19 protein-coding genes and 4 pseudogenes are annotated in these 23,242 nt (G+C 70.7%); 14 read left to right on the forward strand and 9 right to left on the reverse strand.

All coding sequences use genetic code 11. The annotated features are described in order from the left end of the window. Positions 1–44 precede the first annotated feature (44 nt). Together ACFV7R_RS41550 and ACFV7R_RS41555 are read left to right on the forward strand one after the other, a co-directional pair. Positions 45–524: pseudogene (locus ACFV7R_RS41550) on the forward strand (IS110 family transposase); the annotation flags it as partial. A gap of 1,068 nt (positions 525–1,592) precedes the next feature. Further along, positions 1,593–2,282 carry a DUF899 family protein gene (locus ACFV7R_RS41555; protein ID WP_385274255.1) on the forward strand — a complete coding sequence of 230 codons (690 nt, stop codon included), beginning with the start codon at positions 1,593–1,595 and terminating at the stop codon, positions 2,280–2,282. A 91-nt stretch (positions 2,283–2,373) separates the two neighbouring features. Here ACFV7R_RS41555 and ACFV7R_RS41560 read toward each other — a convergent pair whose 3' ends face one another. The 3 genes and pseudogenes from ACFV7R_RS41560 to ACFV7R_RS41570 all read right to left on the reverse strand — a co-directional run. After that, on the reverse strand, positions 2,374–4,092 hold the full coding sequence (locus tag ACFV7R_RS41560) for a VanW family protein (protein WP_385274257.1): 1,719 nt from the start codon (positions 4,090–4,092) through the stop codon (positions 2,374–2,376). 237 nt (positions 4,093–4,329) lie between these two features. Beyond that, positions 4,330–4,722 carry a nuclear transport factor 2 family protein gene (locus ACFV7R_RS41565; RefSeq protein ID WP_385274260.1) on the reverse strand — a complete coding sequence of 131 codons (393 nt, stop codon included), beginning with the start codon at positions 4,720–4,722 and terminating at the stop codon, positions 4,330–4,332. Positions 4,723–4,838: 116 nt separating this feature from the next. After that, a pseudogene (locus ACFV7R_RS41570) lies at positions 4,839–5,787 on the reverse strand (hemin ABC transporter substrate-binding protein); the annotation flags it as partial. On the opposite strand from ACFV7R_RS41570, the gene ACFV7R_RS41575 reads away from it, so the two are divergent. After that, positions 5,760–6,308 carry a YncE family protein gene (locus tag ACFV7R_RS41575; RefSeq protein WP_385274263.1) on the forward strand — a complete coding sequence of 183 codons (549 nt, stop codon included), beginning with the start codon at positions 5,760–5,762 and terminating at the stop codon, positions 6,306–6,308. The pseudogene ACFV7R_RS41570 and the gene ACFV7R_RS41575 sit on opposite strands and share 28 nt — an antisense overlap. Before the next feature lie 129 nt (positions 6,309–6,437). Beyond that, a complete protein-coding gene (locus tag ACFV7R_RS41580) occupies positions 6,438–7,430 on the forward strand; it encodes a hypothetical protein (protein WP_385274265.1) in 993 nt (330 codons plus the stop codon). Positions 7,431–7,600: 170 nt separating this feature from the next. On the opposite strand, the gene ACFV7R_RS41585 is transcribed toward ACFV7R_RS41580, so the two are convergent. Next, entirely contained in the window at positions 7,601–8,131 is a 531-nt protein-coding gene (locus tag ACFV7R_RS41585) for a DUF6069 family protein (protein ID WP_385274268.1), read from the reverse strand. A 200-nt stretch (positions 8,132–8,331) separates the two neighbouring features. Between ACFV7R_RS41585 and ACFV7R_RS41590 the strand changes: the two genes are divergently transcribed. From ACFV7R_RS41590 to ACFV7R_RS41625, 8 genes are all read left to right on the forward strand, one after another. Then, a complete protein-coding gene (locus tag ACFV7R_RS41590; RefSeq protein ID WP_385274271.1) occupies positions 8,332–9,525 on the forward strand; it encodes an MFS transporter in 1,194 nt (397 codons plus the stop codon). Positions 9,526–9,552: 27 nt separating this feature from the next. After that, positions 9,553–11,310: a beta-galactosidase family protein gene (locus tag ACFV7R_RS41595; protein WP_385274274.1), complete on the forward strand. Its 1,758-nt coding sequence runs from the start codon at positions 9,553–9,555 to the stop codon at positions 11,308–11,310. Between the two features lie 189 nt (positions 11,311–11,499). Then, positions 11,500–12,564 (forward strand): LacI family DNA-binding transcriptional regulator, encoded by a 1,065-nt coding sequence (locus tag ACFV7R_RS41600; RefSeq protein WP_385274277.1) that lies wholly within the window; start codon positions 11,500–11,502, stop codon positions 12,562–12,564. Between the two features lie 129 nt (positions 12,565–12,693). Then, on the forward strand, positions 12,694–13,101 hold the full coding sequence (locus tag ACFV7R_RS41605; protein WP_385274280.1) for a luciferase family protein: 408 nt from the start codon (positions 12,694–12,696) through the stop codon (positions 13,099–13,101). A 132-nt stretch (positions 13,102–13,233) separates the two neighbouring features. Beyond that, positions 13,234–15,603, forward strand: a complete 2,370-nt coding sequence (locus ACFV7R_RS41610) for a glycoside hydrolase family 65 protein (protein ID WP_385274283.1) — start codon at positions 13,234–13,236, stop codon at positions 15,601–15,603. A gap of 63 nt (positions 15,604–15,666) precedes the next feature. Beyond that, on the forward strand, positions 15,667–16,569 hold the full coding sequence (locus tag ACFV7R_RS41615; protein ID WP_385274286.1) for an NAD(P)-dependent oxidoreductase: 903 nt from the start codon (positions 15,667–15,669) through the stop codon (positions 16,567–16,569). Between the two features lie 50 nt (positions 16,570–16,619). Further along, positions 16,620–17,042, forward strand: coding sequence for a PPOX class F420-dependent oxidoreductase (locus ACFV7R_RS41620; RefSeq protein ID WP_385274289.1), 423 nt, complete (start codon positions 16,620–16,622; stop codon positions 17,040–17,042). Between the two features lie 36 nt (positions 17,043–17,078). Next, positions 17,079–17,534, forward strand: coding sequence for an RpiB/LacA/LacB family sugar-phosphate isomerase (locus tag ACFV7R_RS41625; protein ID WP_385274292.1), 456 nt, complete (start codon positions 17,079–17,081; stop codon positions 17,532–17,534). Positions 17,535–17,554: 20 nt separating this feature from the next. Here the strand turns inward: ACFV7R_RS41625 and ACFV7R_RS41630 are convergent, their stop codons facing one another. Both ACFV7R_RS41630 and ACFV7R_RS41635 read right to left on the reverse strand, forming a co-directional pair. Next, on the reverse strand, positions 17,555–17,905 hold the full coding sequence (locus tag ACFV7R_RS41630) for a hypothetical protein (RefSeq protein WP_385274295.1): 351 nt from the start codon (positions 17,903–17,905) through the stop codon (positions 17,555–17,557). Positions 17,906–17,950: 45 nt separating this feature from the next. After that, a complete protein-coding gene (locus ACFV7R_RS41635; RefSeq protein ID WP_385274298.1) occupies positions 17,951–18,316 on the reverse strand; it encodes a DUF6479 family protein in 366 nt (121 codons plus the stop codon). Between the two features lie 162 nt (positions 18,317–18,478). Between ACFV7R_RS41635 and ACFV7R_RS41640 the strand changes: the two genes are divergently transcribed. After that, complete coding sequence (locus ACFV7R_RS41640) at positions 18,479–18,847, forward strand: ferredoxin (protein ID WP_385274301.1); 369 nt, start codon at positions 18,479–18,481, stop codon at positions 18,845–18,847. A 102-nt stretch (positions 18,848–18,949) separates the two neighbouring features. After that, entirely contained in the window at positions 18,950–20,128 is a 1,179-nt protein-coding gene (locus ACFV7R_RS41645) for an acyl-CoA dehydrogenase family protein (protein ID WP_385274304.1), read from the forward strand. 130 nt (positions 20,129–20,258) lie between these two features. Here the strand turns inward: ACFV7R_RS41645 and ACFV7R_RS41650 are convergent. The 3 genes and pseudogenes from ACFV7R_RS41650 to ACFV7R_RS41660 all read right to left on the reverse strand — a co-directional run. Continuing rightward, positions 20,259–22,157 (reverse strand): annotated as a pseudogene (locus ACFV7R_RS41650) (TniQ family protein); the annotation flags it as partial. Positions 22,158–22,200: 43 nt separating this feature from the next. Then, positions 22,201–22,359, reverse strand: a complete 159-nt coding sequence (locus ACFV7R_RS41655; RefSeq protein WP_385274307.1) for a hypothetical protein — start codon at positions 22,357–22,359, stop codon at positions 22,201–22,203. A gap of 480 nt (positions 22,360–22,839) precedes the next feature. Then, positions 22,840–23,166 (reverse strand): annotated as a pseudogene (locus tag ACFV7R_RS41660) (beta-galactosidase); the annotation flags it as partial. Between the last annotated feature and the right edge of the window lie 76 nt (positions 23,167–23,242).

Genomic DNA, 23,242 nt, shown 5'->3' on the forward strand with positions numbered 1-23,242 from the left:
GCCGCAAGTGAGGCCGGGAAGAATGCGAGCACAGGAGCAAGCACGTGACCGGTGACGGCGACATCGACGTCTACCTCGGCCTGGACGTCGGCAAGGGCGAACACCACGCCACGGCCCTGACTCCGGCCGGCAAGAAGGTCTTCGACAAGCGGCTGCCCAACACCGAACCGAAGCTTCGTGACGTGTTCACCAGACTCCAGGCTAAGCACGGCACCGTTCTCGTGGTGGTCGACCAGCCCGCCTCCATAGGCGCACTGCCTCTGGCCGTGGCCCGCGACGCGGGCTGCCGCGTCGCCTATCTGCCCGGCCTGACAATGCGGCGGATCGCCGACCTCTACCCGGGAGAGGCCAAGACCGACGCCCGCGACGCGCACGTCATCGCGGACGCAGCCCGCACCATGCCGCACACGCTGCGGGCCGTCGAACCGGCCGACGAGACCGTGGCCGAGCTGGAGATGCTCACTGGGTTCGACGACGACCTGGCCACCGAGGCGACGCGGAGCCCGTCGGTGCTGACGGCCTTGAGCGCGTGTATCTCGTCGAGAGTCGGAATGGTGATCTTGCGCGGGATGTACTCAGGCGGGACGACGCCTTCGAACGGGTCCTCGGTGATGCCACCGCGACGGCGTGCGTCGAGCAGGATCTTCCGGAGGGCGTCGAAGGCGTTCTGCTGAGCAGCCAGCCCCACGGAGCGTTCCTCCATCGACATGATGAAGTCGTCGACCACCGTCGACGTGAACGTGTTGATCCGACGTGACGCGAGGACGGGGAGGATCTGGCTGTTGAGGACCTGGTTGACCGTGCGAATGCTGCCCGGTGCGTAGTGGCGCTGCCTGGTGAGCCACGTCGAAGCGTAGTATCCGAAGCGCTGTTTGCCGATCTGGCGCTTGAGCTCGGCCCTTTGGGGCGAGGTGTTGCGCTTCTCCTCGTAGACTTGCGTCAGTCGGTCGAGGGCCGACTGCTGCGTCGCATACCCCGTCTCCTCGCGCTGACGGTCGGCCGCATCGCGATAGCGAATGACGTAGGGGTGGGGGCATCGGCTCTGCCGAGCGCAGGCGCAGCTCTTGAAGAAGCTGCCCATCCCGCGTACGAGCTGGGTCGCCAACGTGCACGTCTCCTGACTCATGCTGGGAGTTTGCTGACCAACGGCCTCCGAGCATGGGCCTGACCTGCGGCCGCGCCAAACTACGGGACGTTGATGAGCATCTTCACGGGTGCCTCCTGTGGATCTTGGCAGTCGGACCCCCGACCTGCGTTTTAGCTGGTCAGTGGGGGTGACCTCAGTTGTTGATCTGGGCGGTTCCTGGCGCTCGGAAGCAGGTTCTGACGGTGGTGAGCCGACGTGGGCCGGCTGGGTGCCACTGTCCGCAGTATCGACCTTGCGGCAGCGAAGGTCACGTGTGCCCACCACAGGGGTGCAATCGCCGTACGCGCGTGGCGAGGCCGGGGCTGTCCTATGGATTCTGGTTGATCCATAGGAGTGCACGGACCAGGTCCTTGTCATTTCGCTGTCTGACGGCTCTGTGGTGGGTCATACGGTGGTGTGCCAGAGCAGATGTGGCCACCAGACAGCAGCCAGGCCGGGAGTAGCGATGCGTCCAACCAATCTCACCGGGGAGTCGGCCGAATACGTCAGCGCCCGCGAGGAACTGCGGCAAGCCGAGATCGAGCTGATGCGCCATCGTGAACGCGTCGCCGACCTGCGTCGCCGGTTGCCGCTGGGCCCGGTCGTCGATGACTACGAGTTCGAGGAGGGGCCTGCTGATCTGCAGGCCGGTGACGCGCCGGCGCAGACTGTGCGCCTGGGCGAACTGTTCACTCGGCCCGGGCGTGACCTGGTCGTCTACCACCTCATGTATGGCAAGAAGCAGACCGAGCCGTGCCCCATGTGCACGATGTGGTGCGACGGGTTCAACGGAGTGGCCCACCACATCGCGCAGAACGTCGACCTCGCGATCGTCGCCGCAGCCGACCTGCCCGCGCTCCGCGCACACGCCCGAAACCGGAGGTGGACGAATCTGCGTCTGCTCAGCGCCGGGTCCAGCACCTTCAAATACGACCTGGGCAGCGAGGACGCCGAGGGCAACCAGGACTCGACGGTGTCGGTGTTCACCCGCGACGACAACGGGTCGGTGCGCCACTTCTACTCGGCGCACCCCCGGATGTCCGACGACATCGACCAGCGAGGCATCGACTTGCTCAGCCCGGTATGGCACATCCTCGACCTGACCCGCCAAGGCCGGGACGACTGGCTCGCCGCACTCGACTACCAGAGGCCGTGAGGTCCGGCATACGTGCTGGGGCCGCTGGCGGCCGGGAACTGCCCGTATGCGCCGGGCCACGGTGGGGTCGGGGCGGCTGTGGAGCTCGGGCTCACTCGCAGGTGATCTCGTCCCGCGGGGTGTATCGGGTGCGGAACGGTTCCCGGTTCACTTCCCGGCCGTCGTTGTAGAAGACCCGCTCCACGGTGACGTCGAAGCCCTCGAGCGGGGTCTGCGGCACGCATTCCTTGTCGGTGCTCACCTTGTGCGCCGGCTGTTTCACGCTGGTGCGCGGCCCCTTGACCGACTTGATCTCGTCGTACTTCTTCGTGCCGAGGAAGGTGACGGTCACGGAGGTGTCCGTGGACTCGGCCTGGATGTACATGGCATTGCCGGAGTCGTTGGTGAACCTGAGGTCGAGGCTGCCCCAGGCGACCGTCGCCTCGCGGCCCTCGGGGTAGCGCTCGATGTAGAAGGAGTGGGCGCCGTACTCCACGGGCTCGACCCCGGCGAAGAACATCGCGTTGAAGACGGTCGTGGCCACGGCGGAGACACCGCCGCCGGACGCCTTGGTGAACTGGTCGTTGAGGATCATGATGCCCTCGACGAAGCCGTTGGCCTCGGTGCGTTCGCCGACGGTCCGGTTGAAGCTCCAGGTCTCGCCCGGCAGGACGACGGAGCCGTTGATGAGTTCCACGGCCCGGCCGACGTTCTTCGTGCGGTAGGCGGCCGGTTCGAAGTTGACGGTGAAGGAGGACATCTTCTCCGTCAGTCCCAGCTGCGCCGCGTTCTCGCGCGTCACCTCCGGCTGGGTCCTGCGGGTGGCCACTTCGCCGGTGCGGGCGGTGCCCGACTTGGTGAGCAGCGGCAGCACGGCCTTGCTCAGCGCCTTGTCGGTGACCTCCAGGCCGGGCCTGGCGTCGTCGGCCACTACGACCTTGTCGCCGTCGAGGCGCAGCCTGGCGTTCTCGGCCTTGCCGGTGATGCCGGAGATGGGGCCGGCCACCGCGGGGGCGGCGCGCAGGCCCTCGGCGTCGAGCTTCGGCGTCAGCCTGCCGGTGCCGTCCGGCCGCATCGTCAGGTGCTCGCCCAGGACGGCCGGGGTGATCGTGAACCGTTTGCCGCCCGCGGTGAGCGTGACGGGCGCCGACATGGCCGGCTGTGCGAACCCGCGCATCGCTCGCCGCACCTGCTCCGCGGTGACCTTCGGCTTGGTCTCACGGGCGGGCAGGGCCGTGACCGAGTCGGCCTTGCCGCGCAGGAAGGAGGTGCGCAGGGGGCCGACCGCGGCGTCCACGTCCAGCGCGTACCCGCTGCGCGGAGCGACCTGCTCGGCTTGGCCGTCCGCGAAGGTGATCGCGCCGTCGCGGACCTTCTGGTCGAGTGTCTTCGCCAGTTTCCCGAGGACGGCGCGGGCCTTGTCCTCGTCGACGCGTACGACCGGCTCGATGTCACCGCCCGTACGGAAGAGTCCGCCGATCATGCTGAAGGGATCGTTGCCGGTGCGCGCCGCCCGGTCAACGGTCTGCTGAGCGTCGAAGGTGAGTCCGGCCTGCTGCGGATCGACCGCGCCCGTGCGGTCGCCGACTTTCACGGCCAGCTCATGCGAGCCGGCCGCTGCCCAGTGCTTCTCCAGCTTCCTGGTGGCCTCTGCACGGCTCAGGCCCCCGATGTCCACACCGCGCACCGTCGTGCCCGCCTCGATCTCACCGCCTGTGAGCAGCAGCCCGGCGAGATACAGACCGCCGACGCCGAGGGTCAGCACACCGCCGGCCAGGGCGAGGGGCGGAACGGAGGCAATTCGCGGAACGGAGGTTATTCGGGGGCGCATGAGCCTCCTGGAAAGTCGTTGGGACGGTGCACCCGATGACGCAACGCTGTGTGCAGGGCAAGCACCCCAAGCTACCCGCAATCGGGTGATAAACGTGTATGTCCCGGGTCACGCCAGGCGTCGGAGGTGCTGCTCCTGGGGCGGGCAGCTCCAAAGGGGCCGCCCGCCTCCTCCGCTGCCCCGCCGTCGCGATCTCCCGGTCGACCGCGCTGCCGTCGAGGACGTGAGCGCGCCCCCTTACCGCCCCGCCGCCTCCCGGGCGATGTCCTCGAACCGAGCGCCCATCGCCGCGGCGAGGGCGTTGGCGGCCGACAGCGGGCGGACCATGACCATCAGGTCGTCGATCCTCCCGTCCTCGTCGACGTGCAGGAAGTCGCAGCCCTGGATCTGCTTTCCGGAGACCGTGGCGGTGAAGACGAGGGCGTGGTCGCGGCCGTCGGGGTGGGTGAATTCCCGTACATAGGTGAAGTCCTCGAAGACCTCGGACACGGCGCGCAGGATCGCGGCGGTGATCGCCTTGCCGGTGTACGGCTTGAAGACGACGGGGCTGGTGAAGACGACGCCGTCGGCCAGCAGCGCCTCCACGGCGTCGACGTCCTTGCTTTCGACCGCCTTGCGGAAGGGGTGCATGTGATCGCCTCTCTCGCGGACTAATGCAACTTGTTGCATAACTGAGCGTAGGGGAGTCACGGCATCTTCGGAAGGAGTCGGTGCACCGTGTGCCGGCCGGTTCGAGCGGTCCCGGGTCATCCCCGATGTACACGGTCCACCAGGATGTCGATCACCAGGGGAGTGCGCGGACCGAAGCTGAGGAGGACGCCGTCCTCGAGGGTGACGATGCGGCGGTTCATGCCGGCCGGGGTCTCGCGGATGCCGGGGACGTCGAGCAGGCCGTCGATGCCACCGACCGACTCCAGCCCCTTGCTCATCATCAGGATCACCCCGGGCTGGCCTTGACCAGGGCCTCGCTGGTCAGCGGAGTGAACGGCTTGTCCAGGCCGGACACGACGCCCGCATCCACCGCGCCCGCCGCCTCGATCAGCGAGTCGGCCCCCGAACCCTTCCCGCCCATGAGGTAGACGGCCGCGCTGCCGCGCAGGTAGAGGAAGGCCACTGTCGGACGGCTGCCCTCGGGGACGACCGCCCTGGCCGCCGCGAGGTCCTTGCCGATACGGGAGTTGAGGGCCTGGCCCGCCTCGGGGACGCCGAGGGCCGCGGCGATCCGGGTCGCCCGGGTGGAGACGTCGGCTAGTTCGGTGGCCGGATCGAGCACGACGACGGGGATGCCGGCGTCACAGATCTGGTCGATCGCCTCCTGCGGGCCCGTGTCGGTGTCGGCGAGGATGACGGTGGGGCGCAGGGAGAGCACGCTCTCCGCACTCACGTCGTGCGCCTTGGTGACAGGGGCAGGTCCTTCGCCTCCTCGAACGTGGCCGTGATGTCGCGCCTCACCGCCCGGTCGCCGAGCCCGAGGGTGAAGACGATCTCCGCCACGCCGCCGTTGAGCGGCAGGATCCGGGAGGCGTCCCTGACGGTGACCTTCCGTCCGTCGGAGGAGTCGACCGTGACGGGAAACTCCGGTGTGGGTGGCTCCCCTTCGAGCGGTACGAGGGAGTTCCCCGCGAGCTGCTTCTGCGCCGCCGCGGCCCGCTCGCTCGCGGAGGCCGGTGACGCGTCCGTCCCCGCGGAACCCGAGCCGCGGCGTCTGGTTCAACGGTGCGTCGTTCACCGGCGTCGGTCAGGACGCCGACCCCTCCACCGTTCTGGTCGCGGCGGGCCCCGAGCTGCGCCGCGTCGAGATCGCCACCGGTACCGTCAAGGACACGGTCACGCTCGAGGGCGGCAACCAGCTCGGCGTGGACGCCGCGCACGGCGCCGCCTGGTCCGTCGGCACTGCCGAGGGCAAGCCGGTGCTGCGCCGCGTCGACACCGGAACCTTCGAGGTGACTGCGACGGCCGGACTTCCCGCCGACTTCGTCTTCTTCGTCGAACCGGACCCGGCCACCGGCAACGTCTGGGTGGGCAGCGGGACTTCGGTGCTCGTCTTCGACAAGGACGGCAAGCTGCTGACCACCCTGACGGGTGCGGACCGGCCCACGGCGGCGGCCTTCGACAAGACCACCGGGCGGGCCTTCGTGCTGCGCGAGGACCTCTCCGACAGCGCCTCGGACAAGGACGGCTCCCTCCAGATCCTCGATGCCGCGACCTTCCGGTAGGCGGCCGAGCCGGTCGCCCTGCCGGGCAGCCTCGCGGGCGCCTACGCGGGCGTCGCCGTCGCCCCAGGCGCCACCTCCGTCTACCTCACCAACCAGGCGGAGAGCAAGGTTGTCAAGCTCGACCTCCGCATGTCCCCCAAGGTCACCCAGTCCCCGACCGACCAGTCCGTCGCCCCCGGCGACGAGGTCATGTTCGTCGCGGCGGCCGAGGGCACCCCGGAGCCGACGACCGTGCGCTGGCAGGTCAGCCCGGACGGCGGCCAGACCTGGTCCACGATCGAGGGCGCGACCGAGAACGCGTACTCCTTCACCGCCAAGGCGGGACAGGACGGCTACGAGTACCGCGCCGAGTTCAGGAACTCCGCGGGCACGACCCGCACTTCGCCGATCACGCTGACCGTCGACGAGTCCGGCGGTGACGGCGGCGGTACGGGGGGCGGCGGCGAGGACACCGAACCGTCGGGCACCAAGACCGTCACCGGCCCCGAGGGCCAGAAGCTCACCGTCACCCCGGTCAACAACCTCGCCACCGAGGACCAGAAACTCACCGTCACCGGCTCCGGCTACGACGTCGACAAGGGCATCTACGTCGCCCTGTGCGTCGACAACGGCGACGGCGAGCTGCTCACGCCGTGCATCGGCGGCGTCGACATGACCGGCGCCTCCCACTCCTCGGCGTGGATCTCCTCCAACCCGCCGGACTACGGCGAGGGCCTGGCGATCCCGTACGGCGACGGTGGCACCTTCGAGGTCGAGCTCACGGTGGACGCCGAGGACGAGTTCACCGACTGCTTCAAGGCGAAGTGCGTTCTCGCCACCCGTGCCGACCACACCCTGTCCGGCGACCGCTCCCAGGACGTCAAGGTCCCGGTCAGCTTCGTCGGCCAGGACCCCGTGGACACCGACGACGACACCGGCGACACGGGCGGCGCCTCGGGCGGCGGCACCTCGGGCACCGGTTCCACCACCGGCGGCACCGGTACGACCACGACCTCCGGAGGCAGCCTCGCCTCCATCGGGGTCACCGTCGGCACCACCGCCGCGCTGGCCGGGCTGCTCACGGCGACGGGCTGGTACGTCCACCGGCGCGCCCGGACCAGGGCTCTGGCCGACGCGGACTGACGGACCGACCGCACGAGGGGCTCCCCGCATCCGCCGGGGAGTCCTCGGGCGTGACGCGGCCGGGCCGCCCGTGCCGACCGGCCAATGGGCGGTCCGCTCGCGCCGATCGACGAGCTGGGTGACGAAGCAGCGGCCGACCCGCCCGCGGAGGGCGTACCGTCGCCGCCCGGTCAGGCGGCACGCCGGCCGGCTCCCCGGCAGACCGCGGACAGCAAGGACCCGATGGCGACGCCGATCGCGAGGCGGACGACGCCGGTGCCCACCTTGGCCTCGGTGCTCACCGACGACGTGAACGGCAGCAGCACCACTCCCGCCGTGATCAGGGCGACGATCCACGCGAAGAGCCGTCCCGCCTGCGCGGTGTTCAGCATGAGCAGGTGCAGTACGGCCGTCGCCGCCAGCGCGACCACCGCCGAACCGGCGGCCAGCAGCCCCGCCGAGGCGTCCCCCAGCGCGCCGTGGCCGTCGGGCGCGAGCACCGGGAAGCCCAGGACCCCCCGGACCAGCAGCACGGAGAACACGGCGATGAGTCCGGCGATCGCGGCGGTCATGATCCCGCCGGCCCACAACCGGGAAGCGTCGACCCGCGGCCCCGGCGGTCGGGCGCCCGAAGCGGGATCACCTCCGCTCTCCTTCGACGTCTCCTTCGAGGTCTGAGGCGACATCTGCGGCTGGCCCAAGGGCTGGTTCGGCGGCTGCACGATCGGACTCCTCGGTCTGGACGGTGCGACATCCGTACCCCCGGACCGTTGTGCCACTGCCGGACGTTGGCCCGTTCGGGGCAGGGACCGCCGCGGAAGCGTGCAGGGGAGCTTGACGGGCAGAATGTTACCGGTAACACTCGTCCTCGTCGCAGAGCCGCCTCCGCCCACGCCGTCATGGGCCCTTCCCTGGAGTCCGCGTGACCGAGCCAACGACCGGACCGCCCCGCGCAGGCGCCCGCAGCGTCCCCGAGGCCCCCGTCTTCAGCCCGCTCGCCGTCGTCGCGTCCTGCGCGGGCTTCGTGCTCATCGGGGCGCTCCAGGCCCTGTACGGGCCCGCGATCCCGGCGTTCCGACGGGAGTTCGGGCTGTCGCCGTCCGCCGCCGGTATGGGGCTCAGCGCCCACTTCGTCGGCGGTGTCGCCGGCGTGCTGCTCTTCGACCGCCTCTACGGGCGTCTCGGCAACCGGCAGATCCTCGGCAGCTCGTACCTCCTGATGGCCGTCGGCGCGGCAGGCGTCGCTCTGGCCCCCACCTGGCCGGCCGCACTGGCCGCGGCGCTGCTCGCCGGGCTCGGCTTCGGCGGCATCGACTACGGCCTGAACCAGCTCTTCGCCACCGGCTTCGGCCACCGGTCGACCGCGATGCTCAACGTCCTCAACGCCCACTTCGGCGTCGGCGCCATCCTCGGCCCGGCCCTCGTCGGCGTGGTCGGCGCCGACCGGTACCCGGCCGTCTTCCTCGGCTTCGCGCTGGCCAACCTGCCGCTGCTGCTGTGCCTGAAGGGCGTACGCGACCGATCGCCCCGGCCCGACGGCGGGGCCGGCACATCAGGTCCCGTCCTCGCCCGGAGCCTGGGCTCGGTACTGGCCGTGTTCGTCACGCTCTACGTCCTGCACGTCGGCATCGAGGCCGGCGTCGGCGGCTGGGAACCCACCCACCTGGAGAGCGTGGGATACGGCGCCGGAGCCGCCGCGACCGCCACCTCCGTGTACTGGCTGATGATGACGGTCGGCCGGTTCCTGGTCGTGCCGATCGCGCTGCGCTGCACCGCCCAGACCATCGTCACCGTCTCCTGCGCGGGAATGACGGTCTGCCTGCTGCTGGCCGCGGTGCCGGAGCTCGCCCCCTACGCGTACGCCGGTGTCGGCCTGTTCATCGCGCCGATCTTCCCGACCGGACTGCCCTGGCTCAACCGGGCCGCCCCACAGGCCCGTCGGGCAGGCGCCATCGTCATCGCCGCCTCCATGGTGGGCGGCGTCGCGGCCGGCCCCGCGCTCGGCAAGGCCATCGAACTGTCCGGCACGGGCGCGGTCCCGCTCCTGCTCAGCGGTGTCTCCGCCCTCTGCCTGGCCGCCACCCTCTGGCTGATCCGCACCACCCGCCCGTCCTGACCCGCTCCAGCTGAAGGGAAGTTCCGCATGCCCGCCCTGACCACCACGTCCGACGGTTTCCTGCTGCACGGCGAGCCGTTCCGGATCATCTCCGGAGCGATGCACTACTTCCGCATCCACCCCGGCCAGTGGGCCGACCGGCTGCGCAAGGCCCGGCTGATGGGCCTCAACACGGTGGAGACGTACGTGCCGTGGAACCTCCACCAGCCCGACCCCGACGGCCCCCTCGTCCTCGACGGCATCCTCGACCTGCCGCGCTACCTGAGCCTGGCCCGCACGGAGGGCCTCCACGTGCTGCTGCGCCCCGGCCCCTTCATCTGCGGCGAGTGGGACGGCGGCGGGCTGCCCTCGTGGCTCACCACCGACCCCGGCATCCGGCTGCGCAGCAGTGACCCGCGCTTCACGGACGCCGTGGACCGCTACCTCGACCTGCTGCTGCCCCCGCTGCTGCCGCACATGGCGGCCGCCGGCGGCCCGGTGATCGCCGTGCAGGTGGAGAACGAGTACGGCGCCTACGGCGACGACACCACGTACCTGAAGCACCTGCACCAGTCCCTGCGCTCGCGCGGCATCGAGGAGTTGCTCTTCACCTGCGAGCAGACCGACCCCGAACACCTGGCCGCCGGTTCGCTGCCCGGCACGCTCGTCACCGGCACCTTCGGCAGCAAGGTCGACCAGAACCTGACCCGGCTCCGCGCCCACCAGCCCGAAGGGCCCCTGATGTGCGCGGAGTTCTGGATCGGCTGGTTCGACCACTGGGGCGAACCGCACCACGTCCGCGCCGCGGCCGACGCCGCGGCCGACCTCGACCGGCTGCTGTCGGCCGGCGCGTCCGTCAACATCTACATGTTCCACGGCGGCACCAACTTCGGCTTCACCAACGGCGCCAACCACGACCACGCCTACGCCCCGATCGTCACGTCGTACGACTACGACGCCCCGCTGACGGAGTCCGGTGACCCCGGCCCGAAGTACCACGCCTTCCGTGAGGTGATCGCCCGCCACGCTCCCGTCCCCGACGAGCCCGCCCCGGCCCCGAGCCGCAAACTCGCGCCCACCGTGGTGGAGTTGGACCGGCAGGCACCGCTGCTGCCGCACGCGGCGAGGCAGGCCGAGCGGCCCGTGCGCACCGAGAGCCCGCTCACCCTGGACGAGCTCGGGCTGCGGTCCGGATACGCGCTGTACCGCACCACCGTCCCCGCCGCCGGCGACGGAGTGCTGCACTTCGCGGGCGGCGTGGGCGACCGGGCCCAGGTCTTCCTGGACGGTGCCCCCGTCGGCGTACTGGAACGCGAACGCCACGACGAGACCCTGCCCGTCCGCGTCCCGCGCGCCGGGGCCACGCTGGACGTCCTCGTGGAGAACATGGGCGGCGTCAACTACGGCCCCCGCATCGGCGCACCCAAGGGCCTGCTCGGCGCCGTCACCTTCGACGGCACGGCGCTGCACGGCTGGGACTGCGTCCCGCTGCCCCTGAACGACCTGAGCGGACCGACCTTCGAGGCCGGCACTGCCGCCGGACCCGCATTCCACCACGGCACCTTCGAGGTGACCGAACCGGCCGACACCTTCCTGTCGCTGCCCGGCTGGACCAAGGGCCAGGCCTGGATCAACGGCTTCCACCTCGGCCGCTACTGGAACCGCGGACCCCAAGGCACCCTGTACGTCCCCGCGCCCGTCCTGCGCCCCGGCAGCAATGACCTCGTCCTGCTCGAACTGCACGCCACCACCACCCCGCGCGCCCACCTCACCGACACCCCCGATCTCGGACCGGAGCAGCGCTGACGACCCGACCGCACCGCCTGCACGTCCCCGCGCCCGGCATGCCACCGCGGACCGGCCAAAGCCGGACCTGGCCGTCATCACGGGCTGACGCCCCTGGAAGCAGCCGCCCGCTCCTGCCCGGCCTATCCTGTGGATCCGCCGGGCGGGAAAGGACCGCCGGGAACGAGGCCGAAGGAAGCACCGCCCGCCATGACCCGAAGCACCGCCGACGGCCCCGCTCCCAGGGGGCGCAGCCGCCGCAGCTTCGCCGGGGCGCGCCCCGTGATGGACGACGTGGCCCGGCTGGCCGGTGTGTCCAAGCAGACCGTGTCCCGGGTGCTCAACGACCATCCCGCCGTACGCCCCGAGACCCGGGCCGCGGTGCTGGACGCCATGCGCACGCTCGGCTACCGGCCCAGCCGGAGCGCCCGCTCCCTGGCCAGCGGACGCACCCGCATGGTCGGCGTGATCTCCTTCGACGCCGCCCGCTACGGACCCGCCTCCATCCTGACCGCCATCAACACCGCGGCGCAGGGCGCCGGTTACCTGGTCAGCTCCATCGCCCTCGACACCGCCGAACGCGACACGGTGGTGAGGGCCGTCGACACGCTCTCGGCCGAGGGCGCGGACGGCGTGATCGCCATCGCCCCCCAGCGCCGGGTCGGTACGGCGCTGGCCGAGGCCCGCATCAACGCCCCCATGGTGGTGCTGGAGAACGACCTGGGCGGCCGTACCCCCCTGATCACCGCAGACTCCTGGGCCGGTGCCCGCGCGGCCACCGGCCACCTCCTGCGCCTCGGCCACACCACCGTCCACCACATCGCCGGGCCCATCGGCTGGACCTCCGCCGACGTCCGCACGGACAGCTGGCGCGAGACCCTGACCGTCGCCGGCGCCGAGGTCCCCGACGCCCTCGTCGGCGACTGGAGCGCCGACTCCGGATACGAACTGGGCCGTCGGCTGGCCCGACGCCCCGATGTCACCGCGGTGTTCGCCTCCAACGACCAGATGGCCCTCGGCCTGCTGCGCGCCCTGCACGAGGCCGGACGCCGGGTGCCCGACGACGTCAGCGTGGTCGGCTACGACGACATCCCCGAGGCCGCCCACCTGCTGCCGCCGCTGACCACCGTGCGCACCGACTTCGCCGAGATCGGCAGCCGCGCCCTGCGTCTCCTCCTGGACCGCATCGACGGTATCGACGAACCCCGCGTCGAGCCCGTCGTACCCGTCGAACTCGTCGTCCGCCGCAGCACGGGACCGGCCCCGGCCCGCTGACCTCACCGCACTGTCAGCCGCGCACAGGTTCCGCCCGGCCCGGCGCCTGCCCCCGTGAGGATCCTCACGCCTGGGTTACAAAAGGCTCAACCTCTGGTATCAGCGGGGTGATGCGGTGACGATGGGGTCATGACTCTGGCCCAGCGCGCCCTGGAGCAACTGGCAGCCTGGCCCGACCTCACGGCGGGACCGGCCAGTTGCGGGACAGGGCGGGCAATCAGCTCCGCCCACAGCGAGATCGCCCACTTCCACTCGGGCCACGACGTGGATCTGCATCTCACCCGCCGGGCCATCGGACGTTTCGCCGAGGACCTCAGGGAGTCCACGGCCATCCGCCTGGTGCCCGGCTCCCGGTGGGTCACCGTCCACCTCGACTGCGAAGGGGACCTCGACCTGCTGCTGAGCCTGGTGAGCGTCGCCCTCCAGGCCCACCAGGACCTGCCCCCGGCGGAGCTCGCACCCGCCGGCGGCTGCAACTTCCACCGGGTCACGGTGCTGCCCCGCGACCCGGCCGGAGTGGCACCCCCCGTACCGTAGGCCCGAGGCGTCCCCTCGTCCGCGGCGTGGGCCGCACTGCCCGGTCCGGCCCCGGGAGACACTGCTGGGGGACGGTGCCGGGATCCTCGTACGGGATCCCGGCGAGCCGCCTGCTGCGGGAGGAGTACCGAGGTGACGGGCTGGACCTGGGAGTACGAGGGCTACGAGGCCGCGGACGAGCGACTGCGGGAGTCGCTGTGCACACTGGGCAACGGCTACTTCGCCACCCGTGGCGCCCTGCCGGAGTGCGCCGCGGACGATGTGCACTACCCGGGGACGTATGTGGCGGGGTGCTACAACCGGCTCACCTCCGATGTGGCCGGCCGCATGGTCGAGAACGAGGACATGGTCAACGTGCCCAACTGGCTGCCGCTGCGCTTCCGCCTGCGCGGCCGCCCCTGGCTCACCCCCGACACCGCGACCGTGCTCGAACACCGCATGGTGCTGCACCTGTCCTCGGGCGTGCTGGAGCGCCTGACCCGATACGCGTTCGGCAACGGGCGGGCGCTGACCGTGCGGCAGCAGCGGCTGGTGCACATGGCCGACCCGCACCTGGCCGCACTGCGCACCGAGTTCACCGCCGACGGCTTCTCCGGCGAACTCCACGTCGAGGCCGCCCTCGACGGCGGTGTCACCAACGCCGGAGTGCCGCGCTACCAGGACCTGGACGGCCGCCACCTGACGCACCAGCAATCCGGAACCGCCGAACACGACACGGTCTGGCTGCGCTGTCGTACCCGCACCTCCGACATCCGCATCGGCATGGCCTCCCGCCTCACCGCCGACGGGCCCCTCTCGATCCGGCACGCCCGTCCGCGCACCACCCAGCGGACCCGGCTGCAGCTGGCGCCCGGCCGCACCGCCACCGTCGACAAGACCGTCGCCCTGCACACCTCCCGCGACCCGGCCATCAGCGACCCGCTGCACGCCGCCGTCGCCCGGGTCGGCCGGGCCCCCGGCTTCGACGACCTGCTCCGCTCCCACCGCACCGCCTGGGCGCAGCTGTGGCGCCGCGCCGACCTCGACGTCCCCGGTGAGGCGGGCCGCATCCTGCGGCTGCACCTCTTCCACGTCCTGCAGACGCTCTCCCCGCACACCGCCGACCTCGACGTCGGTGTGCCCGCCCGTGGACTGCACGGCGAGGCCTACCGCGGCCATGTCTTCTGGGACGAGCTGTTCGTCCTGCCCTACCTCAACCTGCACTTCCCCGAGGTCTCCCGCGCCCTCCTGCGCTACCGCCACCGCCGCCTCGAACAGGCCTGCACCGCCGCCCGCGACGTGGGCCGCAGGGGCGCGATGTACCCCTGGCAGAGCGGCAGCGACGGCCGGGAGGAGACCCAGGAACTGCACCTCAACCCGCGCTCGGGCCGCTGGCTGCCGGACCACTCCCGGCTTCAGTACCACGTCGGTTCGGCGATCGCGTACAACGTGTGGGAGTACTGCGAGGCGAGCGGCGACATCGAGTTCCTGCACACCAAGGCCGCCGAGATGCTGCTCCAGATCGCCCGCTTCTGGGCGGACGCCGCCGGCTACGACGAGGGACTCGGACGGCACCGCATCAAGGGCGTGGTAGGACCCGACGAGTACCACGACGCCTACCCCGACGCACAGCAGCCCGGACTCGACGACAACGCCTACACCAACGTCACCGCCTCCTGGGTGCTCAGCCGCACCCTGGAGCTGCTGGACGGCCTGCCCGAACCGCGGAGCCGTGAACTCGCCGAGCGCACCGGGCTCGACGACGACGAACTTCAGCGGTGGGAGGACGTCTCCCGCACCCTCCACGTGCCGTTCCACGACGGTGTCATCAGCCAGTTCGACGGCTACGGCGATCTCGCCGAACTCGACTGGCACCGCTACCGGCAGGAGTACGGCGACATCCGGCGGCTGGACCGGATCCTGGAGGCCGAGGGCGACACGGTCAACCGCTACCAGGCCTCCAAGCAGGCCGACGTCCTGATGCTCGGCTACCTGTTCTCACCGGCGGAACTGCAGGGAATGTTCCGCCGGTTGGGGCTGCGGCTGGACGAGGAGACCTGGCACCGCACCGTCGACTACTACCTGCACCGCACCAGCCACGGTTCCACCCTCAGCGGCCTCGTGCACGGCTGGATCCTGGCCCGCGCCCGGCGCGCCGAGGCCTGGCAGTTCTGCCAGGAGGCCCTGCGGGGCGACATCGCCGACGTGCAGGGCGGCACCACCGGCGAGGGCATCCACTTGGGCGCGATGGCCGGCACCCTCGACCTGGTCCAGCGCGGACTGACCGGCCTGGAGACCCGCGGCGGCGCGCTGTGGCTCGACCCCGTCCCGCTGCCCGAGCTGTCCTCCTACGGCTTCAACCTGCGCTACCAGGGCAACTGGGGAGTACGGGTGCGGCTCCGGCACGGCCAGCTCGAGATCACCGTGCCCTCCTCCGACACGGCCCCGGTCGACGTACGGTTGCCGGACCGCGCGGTACGTCTCGAGCCGGGCGAGACGGGCCGGCTGATGCTCCCGGAGTGAGCGCCGGCCGCCTTCCCCACCAGCGACAACCACCGCACCGCAGAACGACAGGAAGGTGACGTCATGACCGACACGCTCACCGTGAGTGTCCTGGGCACCGGGATCATGGGCGCCGCCATGGCCCGCAATCTGGCCAGGGCCGGACACACCGTCCGCGTCTGGAACCGCACCCCCGACAAGGCCGCACCGCTGGCCGCCGACGGCACGTACGTCGGGGCCACCCCCGCCGAGGCCGTCCAGGGCGCCGACGTCGTCCTGACGATGCTGTACGACGGTGCCTCCGCCCTGGAGGTCATGCGGGACGCGGCCCCGGCGCTGCGTCCCGGCACCGCATGGGTGCAGTCGACCACCGCCGGTATCGGGGCGATCGGCGATCTGGCCGCCTTCGCCCGCGACCACGGGCTGGTCTTCTACGACGCCCCGGTGCTCGGCACCCGCCAGCCCGCCGAGGCCGGACAGCTGCTGGTCCTCGCGGCAGGGCCGAGCGAGAGCCGGGAGACGGTCACGCCGGTCTTCAACGCCGTCGGCGCCCGGACCGTGTGGACCGGTGACGACGGGGCGGCCGGCACCGCCACCCGCCTCAAGCTGGTCGCCAACAGCTGGGTCATCGCCGCCACCAACGCGGTCGGCGAGGTCCTGGCCCTGTCGAAGGCGCTCGACGTGAACCCGCAGAGCTTCTTCGACGCCATCGACGGCGGCCCGCTCGACATGGGCTATCTGCGCGTCAAGGCGGGGATGATCCTGGACGACCGGCTGTCCCCGGCCCAGTTCGCGGTCGCGACCGCCGTCAAGGACGCCCGTCTGATCGTCGAGGCGGGGGAGCGGCACGGCATCCGCCTGGACGTGGCCGCCGCGAGCGCCGAACGCCTCGCCCGCGCCGCCGCCCAGGGACACGGCGACGAGGACATGGCCGCCGCCTACTTCGCCAGCTTCGACGGGGACTTCGAGGGAGATCAGTCCGCCTGAGTGCAGGGCTCCCGGAAACCAGCACGTCAGCACGTCACTGAGAGGTTCGGATGTCCAAGCCACCGCTGCCGCCCGAGGCCGACGCCCTGCTGCGCCGCGCCAACCCGTGTGTCATGGCCACCCTGCGCGCCGACGGCACGCCGGTCTCCACACCCACCTGGTACGTGTGGGACGACGGCCGGGTGCTGATCAGCCTGGACGAGGGCCGCGTCCGCCTGCAGCACCTGCGCCGCGACCCGCGGGTGACCCTGACCGTCCTCGACAAGGACAACTGGTACACGCACGTGACCCTCATCGGCCGCGCGACCGAACTGAAGGAGGACGAGGGACTGGCCGACATCGACCGCCTCTCCTGGCACTACACGGGCAGTCCCTACCCGGACCGGGTCCGCGCCAGGGTCAGCGCCTGGATCGAGGTCGACCGCTGGCACGGCTGGGGCGCGCTGAAGGACAGCGAACAGGCGTCCCCGTGACGACCGGCCCCTCAGGGTCGGCGTAGGCTCCGAGGCATGCGGATCTCCGTCTCCTCCGACATGGACGAACCCGTGGCGCGCCTGCTGGTCACGGAACTGCGCGGGCGCGGCCACGAGGTGCGCACACACGGGGCGTTGCGCGCCGACGACGACCCACAGTGGGCGGCGTGCTCGGCGGCGGCCGCGCAGGACGTGGCCGACGGGACGTCGGACCAGGCGGTCGTGTGCTGCTGGACCGGCACGGGCGCCTCGATCGCCGCGAACAAGGTGCCCGGTGTACGGGCCGCCCTGTGCACGGACGCCTGCACGGCCGACGGCGCCCGCCGCTGGAACGACGCCAACGTGCTGGCGCTGAGCCTGCGGCTGACCTCGGAGCCGCTGCTGAAGGAGATCCTCGACGCCTGGTTCGCCGGCGAGCCCAGCGAGGACGCCGACGACCGGGAGAACGTGGCCCGCATCGGCCGGATGGACAACCGCGGGGCCGGCCGCTGACGGCCGGCCCCGAAGGTGCCCTACGTGCGGTCGCCCTTCGGCTTGCCGCGCTGGTCGGGTGTGCCGTGCGGCGGTGGGCCGAACGGCTCGGGCGAGGTCGCGGGCGACACCGGCGAGCCGGTGCGGCCTTCGCCCTGCTCGGGACGCAGAGCCGCCGGGTCGCCGGACGTCGGCTCGGCGCCCGCCTTCAGCTGCTCGAGACGTGCGGTCAGCAGGTCGGTCACCGGCACACGATCCGCGTGCGTCCGCTCGTAGGCGAGGAGTTCCTCCACCTCCTCGGCGGTCAGTGAACGCACCCGGGCCTCCAGCCCGCCGATCGGCAGATGGTCGTAGTCGGGCAGCGGCAGGATGCTGCGGCCGGGGTCGGCCATGATCTTCCCCTCCTCGGGACGTCTCCTTCGTGCGTCCGCCGCGGCTCAGTGCGCCCCGAGACCTCCGCCGCCGAACGATCCGCTGCTGCCGCGGCTCCAGCGGGGCCGTTCCTTCGACGTGCTCGGCCGGGTCTGCATGTTGCTCAGCTCGTACGGCGTGAGCGGGCGACCGCCCTTGGGGATCCTGGGGACCTCGTCGGGCTCGCGGTTCTCCCGGATCTCGTGGACCGGGCCCTCCGGCGGCAGATGCGGCTGCTCCTCGGGGCGTGGGCGCGGGGGCTCGCGCAGCTTGATCCGGTTGCCGTACCAGAAGCTGCCCGCCAGCAGTGCCAGGACGGCGACAGCGATCACGAACAGCGCGAGACTGAGCAGGCCGCTCGGCGCGGCGATCTGCATCGATGCGTTACTCATATCGGACAAATACCCCCTAAAGCGGTGGTCAACCGGCCGGGCATCCGTTCCACCTCCCGGTCGTCCGTGCTCGGGTACGACGGGTTCCCGCGAGCAGGGGCGGAAACCGGACCAGCGTCCCGCGCCGGGTTTGGTGCGGTGTGTCACGGCTACCCGCGACATGTGACGACATCGCAGCAGGAGCTCTTCCGTTTCCTGGAGGACCGCTTCGCCTGCGCGCAGGCGTGCACGGAGTGTGCCCGGGTGTGCGCGCTGCGCGCGAGCCTGGTCGATCCGGACGGAACCGAGGAGCAGGAACTCGTACGACGTCAAGGAATCATGTGCGCGGAGGTGTGCGACGCGACCTGCCGGGTGCTGGCCGAGCAGAACCTCGTCGAAGAAGCCGGGATGCGCACCCAGCTGGAGTGGTGCCGGGCCCAGTGCCTGGAGTCCGCCCGCGTCTTCGACGGCCGGCCGGGCACCGAGGACGCCTCGGCGGCCTGCCGCGCCTGCGCCCGGGCCTGCACGGACTTCCTGAACACGCTGGGGTGAGGTGAGCCTCGAAGACTGCACGGTCCACCGCCATTCCCAATTACTGAAACACGTTCTACCGTGTGCGCCGTCAGGACCGGCCTTGGGGAGCCTGGAGGCGCCGTGCATCTCGACTACACGCCCGAGCAGCAGCGGCTGCGCACCGAACTGCGCGCCTACTTCGCCGAGCTGGTGCCGGACAACGCCCACCTGAGGCACGCCGACCGGGCCGCGCAGAAGCGGTTCTACCGCGAGACCGTCCGACGCCTCGGCGCGGACGGCTGGCTCGGCGTGGGCTGGCCCGAGGAGTACGGCGGGCGCGGGCTGACCCCGACGGAGCAGTTCATCTTCTTCGACGAGGCCGCGCAGGCGGGCGTACCGCTGCCGCTGATGGCGCTGAACACCGTCGGCCCGACGATCATGCAGTACGGCACGGAGGAGCAGAAGGCCTACTTCCTGCCGCGGATCCTCTCCGGCGAGATCGACTTCGCGATCGGCTACAGCGAGCCCGACGCCGGTACGGACCTGGCCTCGCTGAAGACGCGGGCCGTGCGGGACGGCGACCAGTACGTCGTCAACGGCCACAAGATCTGGACCACCAACGGCGACACCGCCGACTGGGTGTGGCTGGCCGTGCGCACCGACCCGAACGCCCCGGCGCACCGGGGCATCACCATGCTCCTGGTGCCGACCACCGACCCCGGCTACTCCTGCACCGTCATCCACACCCTCGCCGGGCACGACACCACGGCCAGCTACTACGAGAACATCCGCGTCCCCGTCTCCCGCCGGGTCGGCGAGGAGAACCAGGGCTGGCGGCTGATCACCAACCAGCTCAACCACGAACGCGTCACCCTGGCCGCGCACGGCACCATGGCCATCCGCTCCCTGCACGACGTCCGGCGCTGGGCCCGGCAGACCAAACTCACCGACGGCCGCCGGGTGATCGACCTGCCCTGGGTACGCCGGCGGCTGGCACAGACCCACACCCGACTGGACGCCCTGAAACTCCTCAACTGGCAGATGGTCAGCGCCCTCCAGCACGGCACCCTCACCCCGCAGGACGCCTCCGCGGTCAAGGTGTACGGCTCCGAGGCCCGCCGCGACGCCTACGCCTGGCTCATGGAGATCGTGGGCGCCACGGGAGCCCTCCAGGAGGGCTCGGCCGGTGCCGTCCTCCACGGCGAACTGGAGCGCGGCTACCGCTCCGCCGTCATCTTCACCTTCGGCGGCGGCAACAACGAGATCCAGCGGGAGATCATCTCGTGGATCGGTCTGGGGATGCCGCGGGTACGGCGCTAACCATGCTGTGACGAGGCTTTTTAGTTGGCATTAAAGCGGGATAGTTGGCACTGAGCGGAGCGCTTGGCCTGACGCGCGATGGGCTTGGCTTGTTGGCGTCTAGGCCCGCTGACCTGCTAATTGCTCAGGGTCAGCGCAACTGGGCCGTGCGGCGAGTACGAGTCTCTTCCTCGACGATCGCGCGCACGGAGACGCACAGGGGCCGATTCTGGTCGCAGGCTGCCGCGAGTTGCGTCGCGTAGAGGCTGAGGCGTTGGCGCAGGCGGAATCGTTCGCCGCGGCCGATGTCGGCTTCGTGGAGTGCGCTGGTGCGGGAGGTGAGCAGTCGGGCGTCTCCTCTGCCGTGCTCCTTCTTGACGATGGGGCCGTGCGGGGCTTCGGCCCGTGTGACGTCGCTCCAGACGATGATCGAGGCGATGCGGGGATCTGCCGTGGTACGCATGCGCGTGAGTCCAGGCAGCTCTTCGAAGAGGCGGGACCAGTGGGTGTCGCCCATACTCCAACGTGCCATTCTGCGGCGTCGGTTGGCATAGTTGGTCCGATGGGCCGAGGCGACGAGTCGCTCGGCGACTTGCTCGACGGCTCGGGTGAAGGCCGGCCCCAGTCGGTTCTCGGTGAGTCGGCGGCCCAGCGCGTGGAGCGTGTATCTCCCCACGCCGTTGCCGACGTCCAACACTTCCGTACACTCCGGCCACGTAAGCCCTGTGACCAGTTCGGCGAGGCGGAGCGACGCTCCGCGGCGGATAAGACGGTCGTCGCGGTACGTGGCGTCGGGGAGTTGAGTTCTGAGGTCGGTGAAGTGGTCCGAGAACCAGTCGAGAGGAAGGTACGGCGGGACTTCGTCGACGGTGAACCGGTAGGAGTACGGGGAGTCGCGGAGCCTGCCGCGCACGCGGAAACTAGGTGCACGAGTGGACGTAGCCACTCCGAGATTCGGGGAGATGCCGCCGTCGTTGAGCAGACGCTTCGTATATGTCTTTGCTCGATGGAAAGCATCGAATGCGATGGGCTCGATGCGTTCGGCCATGGTCCGGCGGTCTCGGTCGGCCAGGAGGTTGTCGGCGGCCAGGAGCAGCGCTCCGCATGCCATCGCATCAGCCGGAGCGTCTCGGCTTCCTTTGAGGGTGAGAGCTGCCGAGCCGCTGTCCCGGGCTGTGATCGCGGATACGAACGGTGCCGCGTGCGCGTCGATGGCGGCGGCCAGGGCATCGGACGGGACGAGCGCGCGGCCCACGGGCCAGCTCAGTTTGATCAAGTGGGTCGTGGTGATGAGGTCGGGGAAGTAGAAGGGATCTGACGGCTGCCGGATTTCTGAGTCTTCCTGGCGCGGGATCAAGTTTTGGTCGACGCGCTTTTGCAGAGCGAGGAGTTGCTTGAGGTCCGGTGCGGAAAGTGCGGCACTGGTGGGAGGTGGCTTTGCGTCGAGGCGTGCGCCACAAGGTGTTGGGGCTGCGAATCGGCCGTTCCTCTCGTCGGCCGCGGAGCGGTTGCGGCACCGCACGGGGTGCAGGCCGGCGGTGTTGGGGCGTTTGAGGAGCCCCGGGCGTCTCCCTTCCGGGCTGTTGAAGGGGAGGCCGCAGGTTGGGCATGTGTGCTCGAGAAGCCGTTCGTGACGAACGCAGGCGAAGGCGACCGGCAGGTGCCAGCGCAGGTTCCAGGCACCGCCGAAGATGTTCTGAACGGGGCTGTCGTTGCCGCGCAGACACTCTGGGCAGAAGCGGCTGGAGGGGGTCATGGCCCACTGGGCGAGTGCGGTTCCGCCGATCCGAGGGCTATCGGCGCGGACCTTGCGCAGGGCGGGGTATGTCTCCGCGAAGCGCTGCAGCGTGAGTGCGTGTGCCTCTTCCATACTCACGTGGGCGCGATGGGCGAACTGTTGGGCCAGCGCGGCGGGGAGGGTGCGCAGGTGCGCGTACGCGATGTTGTTGTGGCGCTGCCCCAGGCCGAGGAGCTCGGTGGTGCGTCGGGGGGAGCTCTCCAGTCGGTACGAGAGGCGCAAGAGGAAGCCGGGCAGGGACTCCTCCGGTAACGGGGCGAGGCTTCGGGCGAGTCGGCGATGCCGGTCGCCACAGCTACCCGCCGCGTCGCACGATGACCGTCACACCCGGCCGGAAGAGCGCCGCCGACAGCGCGTCCTGGAGATCCTTCACACCGACCCCGACTGCCACTGGCACCCGCGCGACCTTGCCCGCCACCTCGGCGACGTCACCCTGGGCACCCTGCGCAGACAACTCGACCGATGGGCCCGCAACGGCCATATCCACCAGACCGGCCCCGCCACCTACACCAGCCGATGCACCTGACAACCCCCTTGCTACCAGCGGAAATCCGTTAACTACCCGGCCTTGGGGCAAGGCCCCACTTGTAGGTAACCACGGACAAGGCCGCCACATCCTTTGCCCTCGCATGCGCCGGTGCAACGACCCATTCCACCGACAACGACAGCAGCACGTGCCACTGCTTCTGGGCCACCACCGGCACCTCGGACCTGGTCGATGCCCGGCTGACCCGGGCATCGCCCTGCCAGGGACACGGATGCTCTGCGCGTTCGAGGCTCAGGTGGTGCCAAGCAAGGCCCTGATGCTGACGATCGGCTGAAGCCGAGCACCCGGCCGGGCGCCCTCTTGCCTGGCCAGGGTCGCTAGGACAGAGCGCGGCAGGGACGTTGGGGTAGCGGGGTAGTGAGGTTTCCCGAGTCACCCCAAGACCGGATCGCTGGTCCGGATCCGCCCGGGCACCCACCAGGGCAGCCCGCCGTTGTCCCGCTCGGCGTAACTGTAGGGGCCGGGGCGGACGATCGCGTGGAGCCCGGCCCGTTTCGATTCGGTGAGGAAGGAGTCCAGTTCGTCGAGGCGGGTGAAGGCGCCGGCCCGGGGCTCGTGGTACTTCCAGGGGACGTAGGTCTCCACGGTGTTCAGTCCCATGGCGCGCAGCATCTCCAGTCGATGCCGCACCTGCCCCGGATGGACGCGGAAATAGGGCAGCGCCCCCGACAGGGAGCCTTTTCCAACTTGGTGGTCTAGAAGATCACTGAAAATCTTGGGTGTAGGGCGTCTGGCTGTCGGCCGGGCGCCCTCCCTTATGTGGTGGCCGGGGTGAGTGTCCAGGTGTCGT

It is taken from the genome of Streptomyces sp. NPDC059866 (genome assembly GCF_042731325.1).
Taxonomy (GTDB): domain Bacteria; phylum Actinomycetota; class Actinomycetes; order Streptomycetales; family Streptomycetaceae; genus Streptomyces; species Streptomyces flavusporus.